This window comes from Labrys okinawensis (assembly GCF_047345005.1).
Classification (GTDB): Bacteria; Pseudomonadota; Alphaproteobacteria; order Rhizobiales; family Labraceae; genus Labrys; species Labrys okinawensis.
In genome coordinates this window covers 6042986-6064574 of sequence record NZ_CP178864.1, presented here as the reverse complement: position 1 = coordinate 6064574, position 21589 = coordinate 6042986, and the positions used below count along the sequence as shown (strand labels likewise).

Below are 21589 nucleotides of genomic sequence, written 5' to 3'. Positions count from 1 at the left end.
GGACGGAGAAGCGAGATGTATATTTTTCTCGCTCGACAAGCAGCATCGCAAAGGATCATTATTAGTATCGGGGTTCTCTTCAACTGGTCATTCGATCTGCGCCGAGTTCGCTATTCTCGCCGTGGCCTCGGCAGCGATATTGCCCTCTCCTTCAGCACAGAAGCTGCAGGCCAGAAAATCGTGCATTGAAATAAAGAAAAAAAAAGGGTTCGCATCCGTTCGAACACGGCACGGACTTGTTTCTTCACTTTCGACGAATCCCGCCAATTTCCGTCAATTGCAATACGGTAACGCACGTTCTGACCGTACTGATTGGCTTCTACTACGGTCAATCAACGGGGTCGCAAGATCAGAGACATGCCCCCGCCACGCGGCGGACGGCAAAGGCGGGAGCCAAACCCCACCGGCGATGATCAAGCAGCACCGGCGGCGGGTCAGACTCCTTCACCCGCGAGCGTGAAAAACAACCCGTAGACAGCTAGATTACTTGGGGCACGAGGCTGCCATGCTGAAATCAATAGCTCTGTTAATCGCCTCACTCGTTAGCTTGGCTAGCTGCGCCCAGTTCCACCCCTATCAGGCCGCCGGCAGCGTGATCGTGAGAACCCAAGGTTATGACAGTTATGCGACCGACCGTTACAAACCTGCCGGCCCGCTGGCAGCGAGAATCGTAGGCTATTCGCTCCTAGCAAGGCAGGCCTACATCCGATCAGTGTACGACACGGGGCGTCCTGTGGAGGACCACTACCAATGCGAGGGGGTTGTTTCCAGCTCTGGCGGAATGCCTAATTGCACACCTGCGACTGTGCTCACCGACGAGGAGCGAGAAGCGCGACTTCTGAAGGAATGGCATTACGTTGCAGGCTGCGACTACTTCTATATCGACAAGGACCACCAGCACAGGGTCGACGAACACGGCAAATGTCCAAAGTTACGCGGCAGCAGCGCTGAGGGTCTGGGCGTTCAATTATGGATTCACGAAGACGGCCCGGTCTGCAAGGAGGCAGCAATTGTCTTCCGGGGAACGGTGAGTGGGGATGTCGGCGACTGGGAATCGAACCTGCACTGGCTACGCAGAGAACTGCCCGGCTACGACCAATACAATCAGGTGCACGACTACATCATAAATTATCTGGGTCTACTGGATTCCGCGCCGTGCTATCGAGAAGGCAAAACCGAAATCGTCGCCATTGGCCACTCTCTTGGGGGGGGATTGGCACAGCTAGCTGCCTACAGCGACAATCGTATTAGGCATGTCTATGCGATTGACCCATCAATGGTTATTGGAACGGACACAGTTGCCCCCGGCAGACTTCGAAAAAACAGCCAGGGCCTCCACACTGAACTCATCTACGAGCATGGCGAAATCCTTGCCTATCCAAGATACTTGATCCGTCAGTTCAATCCGCCAACAGCTTGCAATCCAAGAATCGTGACGGAGCGCATGAAGCTGCTAAAGGGCTCTCCTATCAGCCAACATTCCCTGACCGACTTCAACGCGGGGCTCCTCGCGGTTTCGCGTGGGCAAAAGCCAGAGAGCAGACCTTTCATTCTTCAAGATATTCCGCCGTGCGCGTCGAGCTGATCGACGCCAACTCGTTCCTCGTCACGCACACCTGGAATTGTACGCCTCCGGCGAAGCATGCAATTACCCATAACTTTCGGCGGTCTTGACTTCTGTGGCGAGTTGAATGTTGGCTAGTCGTTTGAGGCCTCGCCAGACGGCAGTGTTTCCTGGCGGTGAGTCAGAAGCCCTGGCAAGGTATCCTCCCAGGCGTGCAAGTTTTGTCAGGTATAGTTGAAGCGTTCCTGGCTTTGCACCTCGGTTCCCGGGGTTGCTAACGAGGCGGTCGAGGATTGTGATTTCCGGGTTTGTCAAAGCGATGGTGGGCGGGGCGTCAGGAGCTGTGCGCGCCATCATGGTTAGCCACAGGTCCCGCCAACTGACAATGCAGAACACGGCGACCAGGTTCGCCAGTCGATCTGCGGCCCGCAATTTTGCATCCTCAGCCCTGCTCGAGCCGATTGGAAATATTCCGCCGGCCGAAGCCGAGGCAAACTATTACGCAGCCATGGAGCAACTGCCCCGCGCTGCGTAATTTGAGAAAATCAGCCTCCGGCAAACCCGGGGCGGTTCATAACGCTGCCCCGGGGCGCTGGAGTTCGCATGCGCGACGGTCCTGGCGTTGAAACCAAGCTCAAACGCGAGCCTGATCCGTCTGGAACGCTGGCCACCTTTGAAGCTCAAAACGTGTCGGTGCTGCTTCAAATATTGCAGACGAACGAGACCAGATCATAGAAAGCATATATGCAATGGTTTGACCACAAGCCTCGAAGAGGAGGCCCGGCCTTTCTAAACAGGCCGCGAAAAATCTTGAGGATACAGCATCACTTTTTCCCAGCCCGCAAAAGATCCGAGCGGCCGGGATGCTGGGCTTTGTCATTCTGCCGCCACTCGACTTCCTTCCTAGCATTTTGCGCTGACGGGCCTTAGATCGAAACACCCAGGTCGGGGTAGAAACTAAACCCGCGTTCTGCATACTCGCCAGAGCGAGAAGCTCGATGAACGACTATCTCGGTTCGAGGACTCGATGGTATTGTCCGGCAGGGTGTAGAGCGTCTGAAGCGCCGGGACCTTGAATATCAGCATCGGGTCATAGGGCGGGCGCCCGCCCTTAGCGCCGCGTTCAACCGCAGCCTGAAGAGTTCGAAATTTACCGGGGCTCCGAGCTTGACCAGTGGATCGCCGCTCTCCGAGCGTCGCCCAGAGAGCTCATCCAGATCTTGGAAACCAGGCTGTCCCATGTCTGCCCCCTCACGCTCCATCCAAACAGAGACGCATGAAACAGGCGATTTGGGTGGTTGTTTGGATGTGACTAAATGGCTTCGCGGCCGGTCAAACCCACTGCCCTTCATGCTCCTCCTTGGTCGTATTTCGAACTACCGAGAGATGGAGGCTTGCATACTTTTGTTGAATAGGCACTCTATTGATTGTCTAGCTTAGGAGCTATCAGCCCATTTAAACGGTCGGAAAATCCCAATCTTACCATTCTTTCACAATAATTCATCAAACGTAATGTGATATTGTCATGCCTTGTGACACATCAACGTCAATGCTTGAATATTTTTATTTCAATGAAATATTCTTGCCGTAACAATACCGGTAAATGTTCGCAAATATCTAGATATGAGAGTAAATCACGCCGGCGTCACGCAGGGTGTGATCGTATTTCAGTTTGGCAGTACGCAACTGTATTCCAATGGAGCAGACACCGCGTTCCGGAACAAAACATAGTTGTGAAAAAAGTTGTCTAATCAAACGTAGTGAGACGTTAGCTCAAACAATCTACCGTCGGCTGCGAGGGAGCATGTAAATCGTTCGACTATACATGGTAGTGAAACTAGAAGCGCTTGTGTTATAGTCGAACGCTAAACTAATCACGCCAACTCAATTATACCATAGCTCTGTTCTATTGAGCTTCGCTGGGCCTATCTGACCGTTGGGGGAAAGGAATACCAGATGGCGCCCTTTTTAGGACCGGTAAGACGATTGACATCCACCCCGTTGGCAGCGGTGGCATGCGGCAGACCTAGCCGTTGACCCCAGCGGAATTGTAGCAAAATACATCGCGATCTCTGTGGGTTAGTTGAGGGCTCGTTACCCGGTCCGTATGGCCGCAAGCGTGCAACCAATCCAACAGGCGGGTCGTCGCTACCGATAAAACGGTGTCGAGGAGGAGACCTATATGTGCATCCGACAAAGCTGGTTGCTCCTTCTCGCTATCGGATTGACGATCGCTGCTAGCGGTAAGGTCTTGGCGGACGAACAGAATTGCGGCGAGCTTCCAACCGATGGATCGCTGTTGAGCTACAAGTTACGGCAACCAGGGCCTCGATGCGAAGGGCTGTATGTATCCCCTGTCGCAGGTGAACTGGGTATGTCCCTTGTTTCGTTCACGAGGGGCGCTATTCGATACGACTTAAAGCAGGATCGCGAACTAGTCTTTCGTCTACCGGGATTGGCGGGGGTAGTCACCGAATTGCGCGCGGTCGCAATTCCACTTACGCGTTTCTACCGCCTCGACGCTGAGCTCCCATCGGGGCAGAACGAATTGCGCGTGCCGATCGATGACGTGATTAGTCCCGCGCACATTACAGCGGATCAGCTTGGTGCTTTCGGTCTGCGCAAAATGGCGCACGGGGAAACCGGTTATATTCCAGTCGAAGTCACAGTTGCAGGCCCCCAATCGGACTCGGGCCTCCGCGCGATTGTGCGTTCCGGGGCCGACGTGACAGACGTAGCATGGCGCACTTACGCTGCCACCGCAGTGCCTACCTTCTGGCAAACATTGGACAGTGGGCTTGTACCCCAAGGGACGAAGCTAGCAATTGAATTGGGAGCGGCGTTACCTGCAGAGCAGACTACACTGGAGGTTTCGTTCTACGCTCAGGGAGTTCCTAGGGCCGCTCTCTTTATCCTATTGGCGCATTGAATTGGGTAAGGCAGATGGCCCCATGGGTTCCAGAAAGCATGGCTGCGAGGTTTCTTAGAAGCAACTGGTTTATCTCTAGTGCTGTACTGGTTATTGTCGGACTACTCGTTTGTGCTTCGGTGTCCTGGTCGACTAATCGATTCTCTCTTGAAGTTGTGAGTCATACAATTGACATCACGGTTTCGGAGCGGGCTGACCATTCGCTCGGCCTGTTATTGCCACCCAATGTTGAGGTTCGCGTATCTGGATACGACGCTAGCGGCCTCCCACCTGAATTATTAGGGATGAACAAACCAGTTGGGATCTTAAGACTTTCCGCGAACAAGGAGGTGATCGACTCAATTCTTCTCGATTCAAACGCGACGTTGACGGTGACTATCACCGCCGATGGCAACCCTGATCTACGGTTGTCAGGTGGAGGTGAGATCGGAATCACGTTTCAAGGCACCGTCTCCGAGATTCACGAAGACGGCGTGCCGACCGAGGTTGCTAAAGCCAGCCGGCCATTTAGGTTCAGTGCCAAACAGGGCAATTCCCCAGAACCAGTTCGTATCGTACTGGTTGGCGCTGCGGGGGTACAAGGGCTAGGTTTGTTCGATCAACCGGTGAACCAACTTCGGTTTAGCCGACCTCTGCCCAGCACCGAAGATCGTCGTCTACCTTTCCAGTCGGAGATTATCAGCGGCACTTTGCAGCTTCTCGACTCCGATTCTAAGACTACGTTGCGACCGCATGAATTGGTGTGGCTCGATAACGTTGTGGCTACGGTGGCACGGATCGAGATAACTGACAAAGGGGTGGCTTTGGACGTGTCAGGACTCGCGCGACGGATTGGACTGGGGCCGCCTCGACCCGACAGAACACCGCAGGCGGATCGTGATCTTACCCCGAGCGTTCTTGAGTATCTTGTTGGCCAGCACAGATTGAAACTTGCCTGGGGAGCAGCAATTGCGCTGCTTGCCGCACTTTGGAAAGCTCGACAATGGGCAATGAAGTCCTAGTCCTGATGCGGTTTGCCCTTATTTTCTTGGCTTTGACGAGCACGGTCTTGCCCGCTGGCTCTCAGTCAACGGAGAGCCAAAGGGAGTCGGCTCAACGACTGCGGGCGGCCCGCTTTGACGATCAAGTGGTTCGCGTGCTGCCTCAAACAAGCAAGGGCAACTCCACAAACGAAGGTTTCGGCTTGATCGTTGGTACCAAGGGTACCGATCTTTATGTTGTAACGCCCAACCACGTGGTGTTTGATCGCGATCATCAGCTAACTGATCGACCGCACCTTAGGTTTCGAAGCACGCCTGAAACAGATGTAACGGCGGAGCGGCTCGACGCTCCGAACGCCAGCCCTCCAAACTATGACGACTTGGCGGTGCTAGTGGTTCGCGACGCTGCTGATCGAGCGCCGAAAGCCGCCGCTCCGATAGTCGCGCCGGATGCTCTGAGGGGCGGCGAGTGGGTCTGGAGTATAGGGCGTGCGGAAAGCTGGGATGTATCGGGTGTCCATGGCGGATTCGTTAAGCGAATTATCGATCCAACCCGCCTGGTATTCGACAGTCTGCCCACACCGCCTGGGAGTTCCGGAGCTGCTATTGTAATGCCAGAGGGTATCGTGGCCATGGTCACGAGTGATGCCGACGCCTTTGAAACCCGGGCCGTCGCGATGACTACTCTCACTGCACACTTGCATGACTGGGACATCCCATTCGATAGGCTCGTTTCTGAGCCGCCACCGCCTCCCGTCGAAGATGAGCGGATCGTAAACGCTGTGCGTGACTGTAATCTATTAGCGGCAAGTCCGCTCGACCCTAACAGAGCATTTGGAATCCCAGGAGTTGAGCTTGACAAACTGGACGCAGATAAAGCTGTTCAAGCATGTTTGACTGCACTGGGTTTTCATCCAGACGATCCAAGCATTGCCTTTGAGCTTGGCCGTGCCTATCAGAGAAAGGGTACTAGTCCGGAGTCAAGAGAAGCACTTCGACTATACAAAAAATCCGCTAACCTCGGTTTTGCACCAGCTTTTGACAATATCGGGAGAATGTATCGTGATGGAGACGGTATCCCAAAAGACGAAGTAGAAGCCGTGTCATGGTTCCGTAAGGGTGCGGACGCCCAATATTTTGTAGCGCTAGACGATCTTGGCAAGATGTATGCGGAGGGACGAGGTGGTCTCGATAAAGATGACCGCGAGGCGATGCGCCTCTATAACGCGTCTGAGGCCATCACTAACGATTATGAGCCAGTCAAGAATGATATAAGCAAATTATTGAGCTCAGTGAAAAGTCGGATTGCAACGTCGAACGACCGCGATGAGCTAAAAGTTATTGGTCGTGACTTTCCAAAACTCTCGGGTGAGGTAGATGTACGGATAGCCCAGTTGGACGAAGAGGATCGATTGAATACCGCGCAAATGCGCATAGCGGCGTCGAACGACCGCGATGACATCAGAAAGATTGCCAACAACTATCCAACGCTAAAAGGTGCTGCGGACGCGCGAATCGCCCAGTTGGACGAAGAGGATCGATTGGATGCGGCTCAAAAGAGCATAGTGGCGGCGAACGACCCCGATGAAATCAGAAAAATTGCTAACGACTACCCAAGCCTGAAAGGCGCAGCAGACGCGCGAATCTCACAGTTGGAGTACGCTGACAAATTGAGCGCGGCGGAAAAACGGATTGCTGTGACGAACAGCGCCGATGAACTCAAAGAAATAGGAGCGACTTTTCCAAGTCTAAAGGTTGAAGTGGATACGCGGATCGCCAAGCTAGACGAAGAGGATCGATTGGATGCGGCTCAAAAGAGCATAGTGGCGGCAAACGACCCCGATGAAATCAGAAAAATTGCTAACGACTACCCAAGCCTGAAAGGCGCAGCAGACGCGCGCATCGCACAGTTGGAATACGCCGACAAATTGGCCGCAGCGCAACAACGCATCGCCGCTGCGAATGACCCGGAGGAAATCAGAAAGATTGGTAGTGACTACCCCAGTCTAAAAGGCGCAGCAGATGCGCGGATTGTACAGTTGGAGTACGCCGACAAATTGCTGGCAGCGCAAAAGCGCATCGCTTCGTCAAACAATACAGACGAGATCCGTAAGATTTTGGCAGACTTTCCTGATTTGCAAAGCGCAGCAGATGCGCGAATAATTCTTCTAAAGAACGCGCAGATATTGAATGCGACGCAAAAGCTCATCGCGATCTCAACTGACCGGAATGAACTCGAATTGCTTGCGAACGCCGATCCGGACTTGAAAGGCGAGGTGAACGCCAGAATAGCCCAATTGGACTATAAGGACAGATTGGCTGACGCCCAGAAGCGCATTGTCTTGCTGGACGACCGCGACGACCTCAAGGGGATTGCGGTGAACTTTCCAAGCCTCAAGGTTGAGGTGGATGCACGAATAGCCCAGTTGGATGAACAGGAACGATTGGGTACGGCGCAAAAACGCATCGCCGTGTCGAACGATCGCGATGAAATCGGAAAGATTGCCAATGATTATCCACGCCTAAAAGGCGCTGCGGACGCGCGGATAGCTCAGTTGGAGGAAGAGGAACGATTGAATGCGGCCCAAAACCGCATTGCCGCCGCGAACGACCCCGATGAAATTAGAAAGATTTCCCGTGACTACCCAAGCCTAAATGGCGCAGCAGAGGCACGAATCTCACAGTTGGAGTATGCTGACAAATTGGCCGCGGCGCAAAAGCGCGTCTCCGTGATAAACAACATCGATGAACTCACCGCGATTGAAACGAATTTTCCAACTCTTAAGGTTGAGGTGGAGGCGCGGATAGCCCAAGTGAACGAAGCGGAACGACTGATTAAAGCGCAGAAGCGTATCCCCATGTCGGATGATCGTGAAGAACTCAAAGCGATAGCCAGTTCGTTTCCGCCTCTGAGAGACGCGGTGGCTGAGCGGATCGCCCAGCTGGACTACAGTGCAGATGGAGTTATTGGATATGTCATATTCGGGCTAATAGACACAGCAAACACGCTGAATCCTTCATATTTCACTATTGATGGAGCGGACAAATCGCGTCTACCGAGTCGAGGTGACGTGATTTCGAGGAAATCGTTGGGCGCGTTCAGTGTTAGAGCAGTTCCTTTTCACTGGGATTCTGTCCAAAACAACTATGTTGTACAAAGCGATCCACCCGTCGTCAAAACAGATCCGGGTGATAAGCTCAGGGTTGCGGGCGATGTTTTTATAACACTTGATCCGAAAAGAACAGACCACAAACTTTATGTGGTGGCGCCTATTTCAGAGTTTCTCGGTAGAGAGATAGAACCGTCGCCAGACGTGTTTAGTCACCCGGTGCCGCTGCCAGGAGTGCTGGGATACGTTAACATCGGGCTGACAGGCGATGATATGAGTTCGCTAACGGAGCAATCATTCAAGAATATATCTAGGCCGACGGCAATATATCCGGCTCCGAACGACATTATGGTGGCGGACACTCCCGCAAATGTACGAATAGGACCACGACATTGGAATAAACGTACGCGTATATACGAAAATCCTCCTAGCGTGCCGAATGTGTCTATAAACCAGGGAGATCGTATTAAGGTTGGCGGTGATGTAATTATGTCGACGCAAGGCCATTCGATTTGGGCGCCAATAACAGACATATATCGAAAATAGAACCATTTCAAAGTATCCGACCCCGAAGTGCAGACGTGTGCGACAATCCAACGAGTTTCGCTATCGCACGCCTCGCGAGAGCGCGGCACCGCGGCGTAAGCCGACGCAACCCGCCACACAGCCATCCGCCTGAGAACAAGTGTTTTTCGTTGCTGTCGTCCGTCCTTAAACTGTCGACAGTGAACTAATCCCAACTCATTGATATTTATTGATGAAATCAAGGTTTGAAGTATAGTGATTTGCAAGATTCTGGCCGTTTCGTGCGGCATTTCTTGCAAATTGCGAGGGGATTGATGCGTCCGATCGAGCGCGAGGATGGCGGGCAGAAGGACATGTTTCGCTCCCGCCTTGATCAGATTGTTGATTTCCGTCGAGAATTGACCCGGGATTTCCATTGAGAACTGACCCGCCTCGATGATGTTTGTGTGTCAGGCTGAGGTCAAGTTTCGTGCCTTCTCCTTTGCTGGCTTTGGACTTTTCGCAGAGCTGTTTTTGAAGCGGAAGCTGTCGTTTCCGGTCTCCAGGATATGGCAGTGATGGGTGAGGCGATCGAGGAGCGCAGTGGTCATCTTGGCATCGCCGAAGACGGAAGCCCATTCGCTGAAGCCGAGATTGGTGGTGATGACAACGCTGGTGCGCTCATAGAGTTTGGAGAGCAGGTGGAAGAGCAACGCGCCACCCGAGGCACTGAAGGGCAGGTATCCTAATTCGTCGAGGATAACGAGGTCGGAGTGGACGAGGCGACCGGCAATCTGACCAGCCTTTCCCTGGAGCTTTTCCTGCTCGAGAGCATTGACGAGTTCGACGGTTGAGAAGAAGCGAACGCGTTTATGATGATGTTCGATCGCCTGAACGCCGAGTGCGGTGGCGATGTGGGTCTTGCCCGTACCGGGGCCGCCGATCAGGACGATATTATGAGCGTCCTCGAGGAACTCACAGCGATGGAGCTGGCGCACGAGAGCCTCGTTGACCTCGCTGGAAGTAAAGTCAAAGCCGCTGAGGTCTCGGTAGGCTGGAAAGCGGGCGATTTTGAGCTGATAGGCCGTTGATCGAACTTCGCGTTCGGCTGTCTCGGCCTTGAGGAGTTGCGCCAGGATCGGCATGGCGGCCTCGAAGGCCGGGGAGCCCTGTTCGGTCAATTCGCCGATGGCCTGGGCCATGCCGTGCATCTTGAGGCTGCGCAGCATGATGACGAGAGCGCCGCTTGCCGGATTATGACGCATGGCGAGCCTCCCGGCGCAGGGCCTCATAACGTTCGACATTGGCCTTGGGCTCAGTGGTCAGAACCAGAGCCTGGGGAGCGTCCACGGTTGGTGGGGTGATCGGCTTGCCGTCGATCAGGCGATGCAGCAGGTTGAGGATATGGGTCTTGGTCGGAACACCTGCACTCAATGCCAGTTCGACGGCCGTCAGCACGACCTGTTCGTCATGCTGAAGCACGAGCCCCAGGATCTCGACCATCTCGCGGTCGCCGCCTGGCGTTTTGAGCAAGCGGTGTTGCAACGATCGGAAGGCATCCGGCAAATCGGCAAAGGGGGCACCGTTGCGCAGGGCTCCTGGTTTGCGCTGGATGACCGCCAGATAATGGCGCCAATCATAGATCGTCTGGCCCTGTTGGGAATGGGACCGGACAAAGACCCGCCGATGCTCGCAGATAGCCTGGCCCTCGGCTGCGACGACGATGCGGTCTGGATAGAGCCTGACGCTGACCGGTCGATTGGCGAAGGAAGCTGGAACGCTGTAGCGGTTACGTTCCAGATGGATCAGGCAGGTCGGTGAGACGCGCTTGGTGTATTCGACAAAACCATCGAAGGGGCGTTGGACCGGCATCAGATGACGGATCTCCTCGTTCCAGACATCGGCGACGGTGCCGGGTTGGACGCCGTGCGGGGTCAAGGACCATAGGTCCCGGCAGCGTGTCTCAAGCCAGTCGTTCAGCGCCTCCAGGGACGGGACGTTCGGCATAGGCTGCCACAATCGATGCCGGGCATCCTGGACGTTCTTCTCAATCTGTCCCTTCTCCCAGCCTGAGGCGGGATTGCAGAACTCGGCCTCGAACAGAAAGTGACTGACCATGGCCGAGAAGCGGATGTTGACCTGGCGATCCTTGCCACGGCCGACTTTGTCGACGGCTGTGCGCATGTTGTCGTAAATCCCCCGGCGCGGCACACCGCCCAGGACACGGAAGGCGTTGTTGTGGGCGTCGAACAGCATCTCATGGCTTTGCTGAAGATAGGCCCGTAGCGTGAAGGCACGGCTGCACGACAGCTTGAAGTGGGCAACCTGCAGCTTGGTTCGCTCACCGGCGATGATGGCCCAGTCTTCGGACCAATCGAACTGGAACGCCTCGCCCGACACGAAGGCCAGCGGCACGAAGGTGCCACGACCGCTGGTGCGCTGTTCATGCTGGCGGGCTGCCTTCCATTCGCGTGCGAAGGCTGCCACCCGATTATAGGAGCCTTCGTAACCAAGGACGGTCAGATCGACATGCAATTGTTTGATCGTGCGCTTGTGCTTGCGGTTCTTGCCAGCCTCCACCCGCAGCATCGCCGACAGCTTGTCTGCGTAAGGATCAAGCTTGCTGGGCCGATCGGGAACACAGAACTGAGGCTCAATCCGGTCCGCGCGCAAATATTTGCGAACCGTATTCCTCGATAGCCCCGTGCGTCGGCATATCTCCCGGATCGGCAAATGGTCCCGGTAGTGCCAGCGTCGGATGACGCTCAATAACTCCATGTTGATCACTCCGTCGTCCCCTGCGCTAGCCGCACAGGGGGAGCTTCGAACATGGGTCAATTCTCGATGGAAAAATCCCCTCGAACTGGGTCACTTCTCAGTGGAAATCAACAGATCAGCCTCTTGTCGACCAGAAGCCGCTATGCTGCGACCCGTAGTATGATGTCTTCAACCAGTCGCAAGAATCGGGTGTTGCGAGCCCCCGCAACCACTGATGCTTGCGACAGCAAGCGACCCAAAACCCCCGCCCCCGAAAGGGCGGGGGTTTTTGCGTTTGCGTGCTGGCCTACGACCGCCTTGGTTGCTGAGCCAAGCAGGCGGTCGAGAGCCTTGAGCTCCTGCAGGGCGGCTGGGTTCTGCGTAGGCATCCGGCGTAGGCCGCATGCTGGCTACTCGGTCCGGTCCCATCGTGTGAGTAGTGTCGGGTCGTCTTTGTGCATCTTGATGAGCTCGATCAGATTCTCGATTCCAAAGTCGGTGAACGCCATGACGCCATCTTCGCCAACACCGTAGACCCAGATAACGCCATCCTCGATTTCCATTTCATTGGCAACGTCGTGCAGCCAGTCCTCGTCTTCACCCAGGTCCTGGGCGACGCGAGCGATGGTCGTGACGTGATGGACCTTATTGATGTGCATGGTCAGGCCGCTCGAGCGCGGATCGCTGATGCTGGAGACGTCCAGTTCCATGGCAGCAACTCGTCCAGCCGGTGAACGGGATGGGCGGCGATGCGAGAGAGGACGTCAGCCAGCCAGGCCTGCGGATCGACGCCGTTCATCTTGGCCGTGACAATGAGGCTGTACATGGCCGCTGCACGCTGCCCGCCGCGGTCAGATCCGCAGAACAGCCACGACTTTCTGCCAAGAGCAATACCACGCAGACTTCGTTCGGCGGCATTGTTGGACAGGCAAACCCTCCCATCTTCGAGGAACAGGGTGAAGCTCGCCCACCGCTTGAGGATATAGTTGAAGGCCTTGGCCAGGTCATGCCCGCGAGCCAGCCTGGCTGCCTGCTCGCGCATATAGACATGGAGATCCTCGACCAAGGGCCGGCTTAGGGTCTGTCGAACCGCCAGGCGCTCTTCTGGGCTCTGGCCATTGATGGATCGCTCGATCTCGAACAAGGTATCGATGCGACGCACGACCTCGATCGCAATCGGCGACAACACGATCTCCTTCTTGCCCGCGGCCTTGCGACGCGCATTCTCCTCGATATCGGCCATGGCAAAGAACGGGCGCCGCGCATGCACCCAACATGCCGCCTCCCGGATAGGACCGGGATTGCGACCGGCCAGATAGAGCTTGTTATAGCCCTCAAAGGCATCCGCTTGCAGGATGCCGGTATATCCGGCCAGATGCGCCTGAGGATGTTCGCCCTTGCGATCACGCGAGTAATAAAACAGCGCCGCCGGCGGCCCCGTGCCCCCAAAAGGTCGGTCATCCCGAACATAGACCCAGCATCGACCTGTGTCGGTCTTGCCTGCTGCCAGTACAGGCACTGTCGTGTCATCCCCATGGAGACGCTCGGCGGCCATGACATGCGCCTCGATCCGTCGGCGGAGGGGGGTCAAGCACCGTACAGACCGATCCGACAGCGTCGGCCATGGTCGACAGAGCGATCGGCACGCCCTCCAGGTCGTAGCGCTCGGCTTGACGGTTCAGGGGCTGGTGCTGACCAAACTTCTCGAACACCATCATGGCCAGGAGGCTGGGCCCCGCCCATCCCCTTGCAATGACATGGAACGGCGCCGGCGCTTGCGTGATCTTCTCGCAGTCGCGACAGCTGAACTTCTCCCGCACGGTCTCGATCACCTTCCATTGCCGAGGGATCGATTCCAGTGTTCGGGTCACGTCCTCGCCAAGTTTGCGCAGGCGATGGCCGCCACAGCACTCGCACGCTGTCGGCGCCTCGATCACCACGCGCTCGCGGGGAAGGTGATCGGGGAACGTATTGCGCTCAGGGCGCTTACGCGTAAATCCGTTCACAGCTGTTGTGTTGGCAACCGCTTTCTCGGCCGCAAGCTCATCTTCCGTGGCGCTGGCTTCCAGCTCCTCGAACGAAAGCACCAGCTGATCAATCAGGCGAGAAGAGCGTTCCGATCGCTGCCCGCAGACCTGGCGCTCCAGTTTGGCGATCCGCAGCTTCTGCTGGGCGATCAACGCCAGATCCTCGGACGCTTTCGCGCGCGCGACCGCGAGCTCTGCCGCCATCTGCAAAGCCTGCGCGCGCTCGATCCTCAACGCCTCTTTCAGGGCGGCGATGTCGTCGGGAACGGCGTCGCTGGCAGCATTCATGCCAGGAAGTGAATCACAAATTCGGCGCGTTGTGATGCCCCAAAATGGTCCTCGCTTCGCATTTTTCTGCCTCAACCCGCGCGCTCGGGCCGCCATGTCAGTTGGGGATTTCGCCAGTCGATCCCTTCCAACATATAGGCCATCTGCGCCGCCGAGATCGACACCGCCCCAGCCGATGCCGAGGGCCAGATGAACTTTCCGCGATCCAGCCGCTTGGCGTAAAGAGACAGCCCGATGCCGTCATGCCACAAAATTTTGGCTAGATCGCCACGACGGCCCCGGAAGATGTAGAGATCGCCCGCATGCGGATCACGTTTGAGGCTTTCCTGCACCGTCAGAGCCAGGCCTTGCATGCCGCGGCGCATGTCCGTGTGGCCCGTCGCGATCCAAACCCTGACATTGCTTGGGATCGGGATCATCGTCGGCTCAGAACATCAAGAACCCGCCCCAACGCCTCAGCGTCGACATTCTCATCAACCCGGATACTTTTGCCGTCACCGAGTTTGATTTCGATCAGGCCGCGGCGTTTCCTGACGGGCGCCCCCAATGGCGGTTCCATGGAGGGTGCCTTCTCGGCCACGAGCTCGGCTGGGACGATCCGGACTGGAACAAGGTGTGCCGCTGTCGAAGGGCTGCTCGCAACACGGGCCTGTCGCCGCCACGTGAACACCAAACTCGTCGCAATGCCGTGTCTGCGCGCGATCTCTGCCACCACCGCGCCAGGCGCCAACGTCTCTTCAATGATCCGCATCTTCTCGTCGCGAGACCAGCGACGGCGGCGCTCAATTCCGCCCAGAACTTCAACTCGCATCAACCGACCTTAAGGCTAGCCTTAAAGCCGCATGCTTCGCCTCAGGCCGTCACCATGCAAGGCGGCCCTCGCCGGAGGCCTACGGTTCTGCTTGGCCGTGGCCAGGCGCAGCATGGCGGCGAGGTCGCCGCGCAGCACGATGGCGAGCGTGCCGGCATCCGGGACCAGGGTGATGCTCTCGACCAGGCTGCGCAGGATCGCCGCCGCTTCGCTGAAGATGTCGCCGAGCGAGCGTGCCTTTATCTCTCGTAGCCAGTGTTTGATCTTGGAGAAGAACTCTTCGATCGGGTTCAGGTCGGACGAATATTTGGGCAGGAAGAGCAGCTTAGCTCTCGCCTTGCGAATGGCCTGACGCACCGCCTTGCCCCCAACGGGAGCCGAGATCGTCCATGACGACGATGTCGCCTGCCTTCAGTGCTGGCACCAGTTCAGCTTCGACATAGGCTTGAAAACGGGTGCCATTGATCGGGCCATCCCAGACCCGCGGCCTCCACCCTGTCATGGCGCAAGGCCGCTATGAAGGTCTGGGTCTGCCAATAACCATGCGGGCCACCGGTCTCGAGCCGCTCGCCACATTCGCGCCAGCCGCGAAGCGGAGCCATGTTCGTCTTGGTCCAGGTCTCGTTAATGAAAACGAGACGCTTGGGATCGATCAAGGGAGTGTACTTGGTCCATTGCTGGCGACGTCGGGTCGCTCGCGCTCGCTGGCGACCAACGTCCTTTTTTAAAAGTCAGCTTTTGCTCGTGCAGGAAGTTCCACACACTGTGATGATCGACCTTTACCGCGCGCCCGGCCAGTTCCCCGATTAGCCTGGCAATCGTGAAATGGCTCCCATACCGGCAGCGGGCCACCCGCCTCTCATGGTGCTCGCCAAGGATCCGGCGCGGTTTGTAGCCGCCCACCTTCCCCGCAGCGGCACTTCCCGTCGACTTCTCCCGATCCAACCACGCGACTGCTGTCGAAACCCCGATCTTGAAATGCTCTGCTACCTGACGGCGCGAAGGCCCTTCCTCACGCACGGCTCGAACAACACGCTCCCGAAGATCCATCGAATAAGGACGTGTCATTGGCTGCGGCCTCCGCCTCGGCACCCATCTTGAATCACTTCCCACCCGATGTGGGAATCCACGCGACTCCTAGAAAATACACGCTGCTCTAGCTCTTTGAGCGGAGCCTTCGATCGCTGTCTCGCAGCTCGGATGGCGTGCGTGGTCGTGGCGCTGCCATGGGGTATCTGACCCATAGTTCCTACCGGAATGCGGGACCAGATTGACTGAATTCACCACACTTTGGGACTGAACACTTTATGCCCTCCGACCTAACCAGGCCCTTCTGCAATCCTTCGGGAGCCTCAATGCACCGAACAATGCAAGCAGGGGAGGCAAGGCACCCCCAACTTTTTTATGCTCTCGCCTAAAGGCGAGGGCTTTGCATCCCCTAACGGGGGCAGTAAATCAAATCTGTAGAATGTCTGGAACGAGTGCCGGGAAACTTGAAATGCAAGCCGATAGGTGTAGGCTATTTGCGGACGGCGCTGCTTTTCCAGATTCTATTGGGTTGACGTTTCCCTGACAAAGGCGATGAGCTCGAAAATCCTCGTAATTGGTGCCACCGGATTTGTTGGGAATGCGGTCATAGAAAAGCTCGTTTCCCGTCGCACGGGGCTTATTCTGGCGGCTTCGAGAACAACAGAAACCAGCGATACCGGAGGGATCGATTGCGTAAAGTCAATACATTGCGATGTATTTGATTCAAAGTCTCTGCACGAAGCCATGCATGAGGTGGATGTCGTCATCAATTGTTTCAGAGAAAGAACGACGGGGCGGGACGCTGCGGTGGCAATCCAGAATATCCTGAACGCCTGCGAGCATAACAAGGTTAAGCGACTTATCTACTTCAGCTCGGTGGCCGTCTACGGCGAGGCGAGGGGGGTAGTCGTTGAGGAAACCTTGCCTTGCGAGCCGATCAACTGGTACGGTCGCGCGAAGCTCGCAGCCGAGCGGGCTTGCGCTGAGCGGGCGTCGGAAGATTTCCGCATTGCCGCCCTTCGCCCCTCCCTGATCTATGGACCGAAAGGGAGCGAATGGAGCCTGGCATTCCTTCGCAGCATCGCGAGGGGCCACCTCCTGGGATTGGGTGCCGCCGGCGCGGGCACTGCCAATCTCGTCTATGTCGAAGACCTTGCGGATTTCTGCGAGCGGCTGATCTCGGCGTCAATACCGGCATTCTCGATTTTCAACGTCAATGGTTTCCCGGCGCCGACCTTCAACGACTATTTCGGCGAGATTGCGCGGGGACTTGGGAAGAAGGCTCGCCAGGGCGGAGGCGGTGCCGTTCGCAGTCACGGGCAAATGCGTCGAGTGGTGCGTGGGGCACTGCAGGGATTGCGCAGGCTCTTTGGGCCTTTGCTCGCTCGCAGCCCTCGCCTCGCCAGCGTCTTCGCAACAACGTACGCCGCCATGGGCGCGCGGCCTGAGGACCGGGCCGCGACCGCCTATTCCAGGCCAGTTTTCTATTCGCCGGATCGCGCCGTTGCGATGGGATTCGTTCCTCGGACGCCGCTCGACGTCGGGGTGCGCAATTCCATCGCCTGGGCCCGATCGGAAAATCTCATTTGAAAGCAGGATAGCCACGCACCGGGGTGTCAGAGTCCTGCCAAGGTTTCAGTTATGTTTTTTGACTTGCGGAGCGATAAGAACCTGCCAGCGATGTCCGCTGATGTCTGCATCGTCGGCGCGGGCCCGGCGGGCATTACCATCGCGACGGAACTGATGAAGGGCGGCCTCAAGATCTGCCTTGCGGAATCCGGCGGATTTGGTGACGAGCAGCCGACGCAGCACCTCTATCACGGGGACAGCCTCGGCCATCCGATCCTGCAGACGGAGGGGCGGTACCGCGTCTTCGGTGGCTCCGGAACCCGGTGGGGCGGCCGCTCGGCCATGATGGACCCCCTGGATTTCGAAGGCCGCGACTGGGTTCAGAACTCGTCGTGGCCGATGACCTGGGGCGAATTGCTGCCCTACTACGAGAGAGCCAAGAAGGCAGGTAATTTCAAGGAGCCATGGCTTGACGACGAGTGCGCGCTGGCCTCTGTCGGCAAAGCCCTGCCGCACTTCGAGACCTCCGACGTCGTTCCCTTCGTCTGGCGCTTCGCACCGCCGGACCCGGCCGGGGCGCGGCTGCTTCGGATACCGTCGGGACATCGTCGCAGCTTCAATTGGGGCAGTGCCCACCGTTCCGCATTCGGACGGGCGCGCAACCTCAAGGTCTTCCTGCATGCCAATCTGGTCAAGCTCGAGCCGGCGGCGCAAGGCGAAGCCATACGGGTCGCTCGCTTCGCGTCTCTCAATGGCGGCAGCCTCGAGATCGCCGCAAAGGCCTTTGTCCTGTGTTGCAGCGCCATCGAGAATGCCAGGATCCTGCTCAATCTGAATGCCGGCCTGCAGCGGGCCTTGCCGGGCGGGGACAACATAGGGCGATATTTCGCCCAGCACCCGCGCGGGACCATCCTGACGGTAGAGGCGGACAAGGCAGAATCGCTGCGGCTCCAACGCGCCATCAACAAATATGAGGTCCGGGGCAACCGGACGGTTCAATACGAGCTGGGTTTTGCCCTGTCGGAGCGGGCACAGCGCGAGCACAAGCTCCTCAACGCCAGTGCGGGCCTTTGCTATTCGTCTTTCGATGTGGAGGCCGCCAAGCGTATGCGAGCGGCCTTGACCAGCCGGCGCGGCTATCGAGGCGCCCTGAGGGATTTCGCGCACTTGTCCCTGGGCAGTCTCTCCATGATCCGGACGCTCTGGAGGAAATATATCACGGGCCGCCAGCTTTATTTTCCCGCCGGTACGATCAGGGTCGTTGCGGACCTCGAACAAGAGCCTCGACCAGATAGCCGCATCACCCTGTCCGCCGAGCGCGACGCACTCGGCGTGCCCCGGGCGGTGGTCGACTGGCGGATCTCGGAGATCGAGCGCACCACGGCCCGAAAATTCGCCGAGGCGGTGGCCGGCGAGTTGCAGCGGCTGGGTTTCGGCAAGGCGACGCTGGAGCCCTGGCTTACGAGCAACGAGCCTATCACCGAGGACAACCTCAAGGGCAATTATCATCTGATCGGCACGACCAGGATGGGCCGGACCTCTCGTGACGGGGTGGTCGACGAAAATGCCAGGGTGTTCGGGCTTTCCAATCTCTATGTAGCGGGAAGCTCGATCTTCTCGACAGGCGGCCATGCCAATCCGACCCTGACAATCATTGCGCTGACAATCCGGCTGGCCGATCACCTGAACGGTGCGTTGTCCGAGGGCTGACCACGTACGGCGGAGGAACCCTGGCGCCGAGGTTTCCAGGTGCCGACTGTCATGCCCGTCGATGGATTTCGAAAGAAGGCTCACTTCACAGCGTATTGACGGTGCAGAGCTTTTCCGCCGCCGCGATGGTCTCCTCCATTCCGGTTTCATCGAGATCGGCATCTACATGCATCTCGACCTGGAAATGAACCATGCACGAGCCATCCGGGCACTCACGCCGCTCACATTCGCCTCGACGCCGCGCAGCCTGTCGCGTACCGGTCTTCGCTCGCGGCGATGCCAGCGCTGAGCTCGAGGCAGGCGGAGAGGGCGGCATCGAGCAGGTCGATCGGGCTGAAACCGACTTCGCTGGGGTGGGTGACGATGGTGATTTCGCCGCCCGTCGCGGACGTGAGCTCGGCATGCCCGAAGCGGCGAACGACGCCATTGGCGCCGGTCTTGCGCGGGGTGACGGCGCCGGTACCCGTCGGCCGCATTGCGATAAAGGCTCCCCTGCCTACCTGGGATGTCATTGGCGGGGATAGCGCCGTCTGGCGCAAGGCCAGCGTCAATACGTCAATATGAGATAAAGCGCCGTCGCCGATGGAATCTTCTTCGAGCAAGACCCCAATTCGGGTATTTTGTATTAAATAAGTTTAATATGCGTGCACCAAGACAGCCTTTAAACTTTGCTATACCTACATCCAAGGTATTCGCAGATTGCACCAGTCGAAATGAGGCAGTTTAGTGGCCAAGATTAACATCAAGAAGGCAATTCTGGGGGTATCGTCGGTGATGGCGTTATTCATCGTCGTTGCCGGTGCCGTTTATTATTGGAGCCCTTGGCCATCGGCTTTGATGTGGCGTTACATCTGGGATAAAGACGGCGCCGCCACAAACAGGGCGCTTGAACAATATGTTCCAGCCGGAGTAAGTGCCCAACTCAACATCAGCTACGATGCAACTGATACCGACCCTAAGCTCGATGTCTTTTATCCTTCGACGGTCGATAAGAACGATGAAGTTTTACCGACGGTCGTCTGGGTGCATGGCGGTTCGTGGATTTCAGGGAGCAAGGATTATATCGCCAATTACTTGAGGATCCTGGCATCCAAAGGATTCACCACGGTCGGCGTCGATTATTCCTTGGCGCCCGGCTCAACTTACCCAACTCCGGTCAAGCAAGTTAACGTCGCACTTGGATTTCTCAGCAAGAATGCGGCGCGCTTGCATGTGGATCCATCCCGGTTCTTTCTCGCAGGTGATTCTGCGGGCGCTCAGATTGCCGCGCAAGTGGCGAACGCCATCACCTCCCCATCCTATGCAGCCGATGTCGGTATTGTGCCGACCCTCGAACCACCGCAGTTACTGGGCGTGGTATTCCACTGTGGCATGTACGACACCAAATTGGCACGTTTCGGCAGAAGGGGGGTGCTTTGGTCCTATTTTGGAACCAAAGACTTCGTGAACGATCCAAGACTGTCTCAATTCTCTGTCCTTGACCATGTCACATCGAGCTTTCCCCCGATATTCATGTCGGCAGCAAGTGACGATGCTCTCGCGCCGCAGTCTTATGCCCTCGCAAAAAAGGTTGGCGGTTATGGCGTGCCGCTTGATCGCTTGTTTTTCCCGCCAGATAGTATTCCGAAAGTTTGGCATGGATTCCAGTTCAACCTCGAAACGGACGCTGGAAAACTTGCTTTGGAGCGATCTGTCGACTTCATGAAAACCCGATTACAGCATGACAGGGCAGGGGGGCAGACGGCGGGAGGCGGATGATCCGTTTCGTTCCTTCGCTAGATGGACCACCGTTTTGATTATTTGCAGCCAAAACCTGAAACGCCCAGGCGAGCCTAAGTGACGTATGCTTCGCCAAGACCAAACCACCCCTGGACCAACGGCCAAGTGGAGAGGATGAACCGGACGCTCGAGGAGGCGACCGTGCGGCGCTATCACTACGATACCCATCGGTAGCTTCGGCACCACCTCGCCACGTTCCTCGACGCCTGCAACTTCGCCAAGCGCCTGAAAACATTACGCGGCCTCACGCCATGCGAAGCCATCTGTAAGGCATGGGTGCAGAGCCAGAACGCTTCAGCCATCAGCCAGACCACTTGAGCTGGGGACTGAACACCTAGAGGAAGGCGACGGCTGGCAATCGCTTCGTGCATCACCCCGGCGCTCGCAAGGAGAGCATCCGAACGCGTCCATGTTTCATAGCGTTTCCGGGCCGTTACTCCAGGATGGCGCTGTCTCACGACGTCGTCTATCCCGTTCCACAGCAACTCTCCGCCGAGCCGGCCAGAATGTAGTCAATCGTGTACGTCCACAT

15 protein-coding genes and 2 pseudogenes are annotated in these 21589 nt (G+C 57.0%); 9 read left to right on the top strand and 8 right to left on the bottom strand.

The features are described from left to right. Positions 1 to 15: 15 nt before the first annotated feature. The 5 genes from ACMDCR_RS28195 to ACMDCR_RS28175 all read left to right on the top strand — a co-directional run bounded on the left by ACMDCR_RS28195 (position 16) and on the right by ACMDCR_RS28175 (position 9129). Entirely contained in the window at positions 16 to 189 is a 174-nt protein-coding gene (locus ACMDCR_RS28195) for a hypothetical protein (protein ID WP_413989790.1), read from the top strand. A 316-nt stretch (positions 190 to 505) separates the two neighbouring features. Continuing rightward, positions 506 to 1585, top strand: coding sequence for a hypothetical protein (locus tag ACMDCR_RS28190; protein WP_413989789.1), 1080 nt, complete (start codon positions 506 to 508; stop codon positions 1583 to 1585). A 582-nt stretch (positions 1586 to 2167) separates the two neighbouring features. Further along, positions 2168 to 2299: a hypothetical protein gene (locus ACMDCR_RS28185; protein ID WP_413989788.1), complete on the top strand. Its 132-nt coding sequence runs from the start codon at positions 2168 to 2170 to the stop codon at positions 2297 to 2299. A gap of 2208 nt (positions 2300 to 4507) precedes the next feature. Beyond that, positions 4508 to 5494 carry a hypothetical protein gene (locus ACMDCR_RS28180; RefSeq protein ID WP_413989787.1) on the top strand — a complete coding sequence of 329 codons (987 nt, stop codon included), beginning with the start codon at positions 4508 to 4510 and terminating at the stop codon, positions 5492 to 5494. Further along, complete coding sequence (locus ACMDCR_RS28175; protein WP_413989786.1) at positions 5476 to 9129, top strand: trypsin-like peptidase domain-containing protein; 3654 nt, start codon at positions 5476 to 5478, stop codon at positions 9127 to 9129. Before ACMDCR_RS28180 ends, ACMDCR_RS28175 begins: the two co-directional genes overlap by 19 nt. Positions 9130 to 9557: 428 nt before the next feature. On the opposite strand, the gene istB is transcribed toward ACMDCR_RS28175, so the two are convergent. The 7 genes and pseudogenes from istB to ACMDCR_RS28140 all read right to left on the bottom strand — a co-directional run. Further along, the gene (gene istB / locus ACMDCR_RS28170) at positions 9558 to 10352 is read right to left on the bottom strand and encodes an IS21-like element helper ATPase IstB (RefSeq protein WP_413989052.1); all 795 of its coding nucleotides are present in this window, start codon (positions 10350 to 10352) and stop codon (positions 9558 to 9560) included. After that, a complete protein-coding gene (gene istA, locus ACMDCR_RS28165; RefSeq protein WP_413989785.1) occupies positions 10342 to 11865 on the bottom strand; it encodes an IS21 family transposase in 1524 nt (507 codons plus the stop codon). The genes istB and istA overlap by 11 nt, the downstream gene beginning before the upstream one ends. Positions 11866 to 12254: 389 nt before the next feature. Then, entirely contained in the window at positions 12255 to 12554 is a 300-nt protein-coding gene (locus ACMDCR_RS28160; protein WP_413989784.1) for a hypothetical protein, read from the bottom strand. Continuing rightward, positions 12506 to 14159 (bottom strand): IS66 family transposase gene (tnpC, locus tag ACMDCR_RS28155; protein ID WP_413989783.1). Its coding sequence is split into 2 segments (ribosomal slippage): positions 12506 to 13429 and positions 13431 to 14159, totalling 1653 coding nucleotides; the frame shifts between segments, so codons are not numbered across the junction. The genes ACMDCR_RS28160 and tnpC overlap by 49 nt, the downstream gene beginning before the upstream one ends. A gap of 71 nt (positions 14160 to 14230) precedes the next feature. Then, entirely contained in the window at positions 14231 to 14524 is a 294-nt protein-coding gene (gene tnpB, locus ACMDCR_RS28150; RefSeq protein ID WP_413989782.1) for an IS66 family insertion sequence element accessory protein TnpB, read from the bottom strand. A gap of 50 nt (positions 14525 to 14574) precedes the next feature. Continuing rightward, a complete protein-coding gene (tnpA, locus tag ACMDCR_RS28145; protein ID WP_413989781.1) occupies positions 14575 to 14970 on the bottom strand; it encodes an IS66-like element accessory protein TnpA in 396 nt (131 codons plus the stop codon). Between the two features lie 183 nt (positions 14971 to 15153). After that, a pseudogene (locus tag ACMDCR_RS28140) lies at positions 15154 to 16038 on the bottom strand (IS630 family transposase); the annotation flags it as partial. A gap of 513 nt (positions 16039 to 16551) precedes the next feature. Here ACMDCR_RS28140 and ACMDCR_RS28135 point away from each other — a divergent pair. Then, positions 16552 to 17589: an NAD-dependent epimerase/dehydratase family protein gene (locus tag ACMDCR_RS28135; RefSeq protein ID WP_413989780.1), complete on the top strand. Its 1038-nt coding sequence runs from the start codon at positions 16552 to 16554 to the stop codon at positions 17587 to 17589. Between the two features lie 90 nt (positions 17590 to 17679). Then, positions 17680 to 19278 carry a GMC oxidoreductase gene (locus tag ACMDCR_RS28130; protein ID WP_413989779.1) on the top strand — a complete coding sequence of 533 codons (1599 nt, stop codon included), beginning with the start codon at positions 17680 to 17682 and terminating at the stop codon, positions 19276 to 19278. Between the two features lie 221 nt (positions 19279 to 19499). Here ACMDCR_RS28130 and ACMDCR_RS28125 read toward each other — a convergent pair whose 3' ends face one another. Beyond that, the gene (locus ACMDCR_RS28125; protein WP_413989778.1) at positions 19500 to 19880 is read right to left on the bottom strand and encodes a hypothetical protein; all 381 of its coding nucleotides are present in this window, start codon (positions 19878 to 19880) and stop codon (positions 19500 to 19502) included. Positions 19881 to 20004: 124 nt separating this feature from the next. Here ACMDCR_RS28125 and ACMDCR_RS28120 point away from each other — a divergent pair, with 124 nt between their 5' ends. Both ACMDCR_RS28120 and ACMDCR_RS28115 read left to right on the top strand, forming a co-directional pair. Then, positions 20005 to 21036 carry an alpha/beta hydrolase gene (locus tag ACMDCR_RS28120; protein ID WP_413989777.1) on the top strand — a complete coding sequence of 344 codons (1032 nt, stop codon included), beginning with the start codon at positions 20005 to 20007 and terminating at the stop codon, positions 21034 to 21036. Positions 21037 to 21132: 96 nt separating this feature from the next. Further along, positions 21133 to 21395, top strand: a pseudogene (locus ACMDCR_RS28115) (integrase core domain-containing protein); the annotation flags it as partial. Positions 21396 to 21589 lie beyond the last annotated feature (194 nt).

Excerpts from the sequence above, each read along its gene's own strand:
- ACMDCR_RS28175 (WP_413989786.1), top strand. The coding sequence starts at position 5,476 with ATGGGCAATGAAGTCCTAGTCCTGATGCGGTTTGCCCTTATTTTCTTG.
- ACMDCR_RS28195 (WP_413989790.1), top strand. The coding sequence starts at position 16 with ATGTATATTTTTCTCGCTCGACAAGCAGCATCGCAAAGGATCATTATT.
- istA (WP_413989785.1), bottom strand. The coding sequence starts at position 11,865 with ATGGAGTTATTGAGCGTCATCCGACGCTGGCACTACCGGGACCATTTG.
- ACMDCR_RS28185 (WP_413989788.1), top strand. The coding sequence starts at position 2,168 with ATGCGCGACGGTCCTGGCGTTGAAACCAAGCTCAAACGCGAGCCTGAT.
- ACMDCR_RS28160 (WP_413989784.1), bottom strand. The coding sequence starts at position 12,554 with ATGGAACTGGACGTCTCCAGCATCAGCGATCCGCGCTCGAGCGGCCTG.
- ACMDCR_RS28190 (WP_413989789.1), top strand. The coding sequence starts at position 506 with ATGCTGAAATCAATAGCTCTGTTAATCGCCTCACTCGTTAGCTTGGCT.
- ACMDCR_RS28180 (WP_413989787.1), top strand. The coding sequence starts at position 4,508 with ATGGCCCCATGGGTTCCAGAAAGCATGGCTGCGAGGTTTCTTAGAAGC.
- istB (WP_413989052.1), bottom strand. The coding sequence starts at position 10,352 with ATGCGTCATAATCCGGCAAGCGGCGCTCTCGTCATCATGCTGCGCAGC.
- tnpA (WP_413989781.1), bottom strand. The coding sequence starts at position 14,970 with ATGCGAGTTGAAGTTCTGGGCGGAATTGAGCGCCGCCGTCGCTGGTCT.
- ACMDCR_RS28130 (WP_413989779.1), top strand. The coding sequence starts at position 17,680 with ATGTCCGCTGATGTCTGCATCGTCGGCGCGGGCCCGGCGGGCATTACC.
- tnpB (WP_413989782.1), bottom strand. The coding sequence starts at position 14,524 with ATGCGCCGCGGCATGCAAGGCCTGGCTCTGACGGTGCAGGAAAGCCTC.
- ACMDCR_RS28135 (WP_413989780.1), top strand. The coding sequence starts at position 16,552 with ATGAGCTCGAAAATCCTCGTAATTGGTGCCACCGGATTTGTTGGGAAT.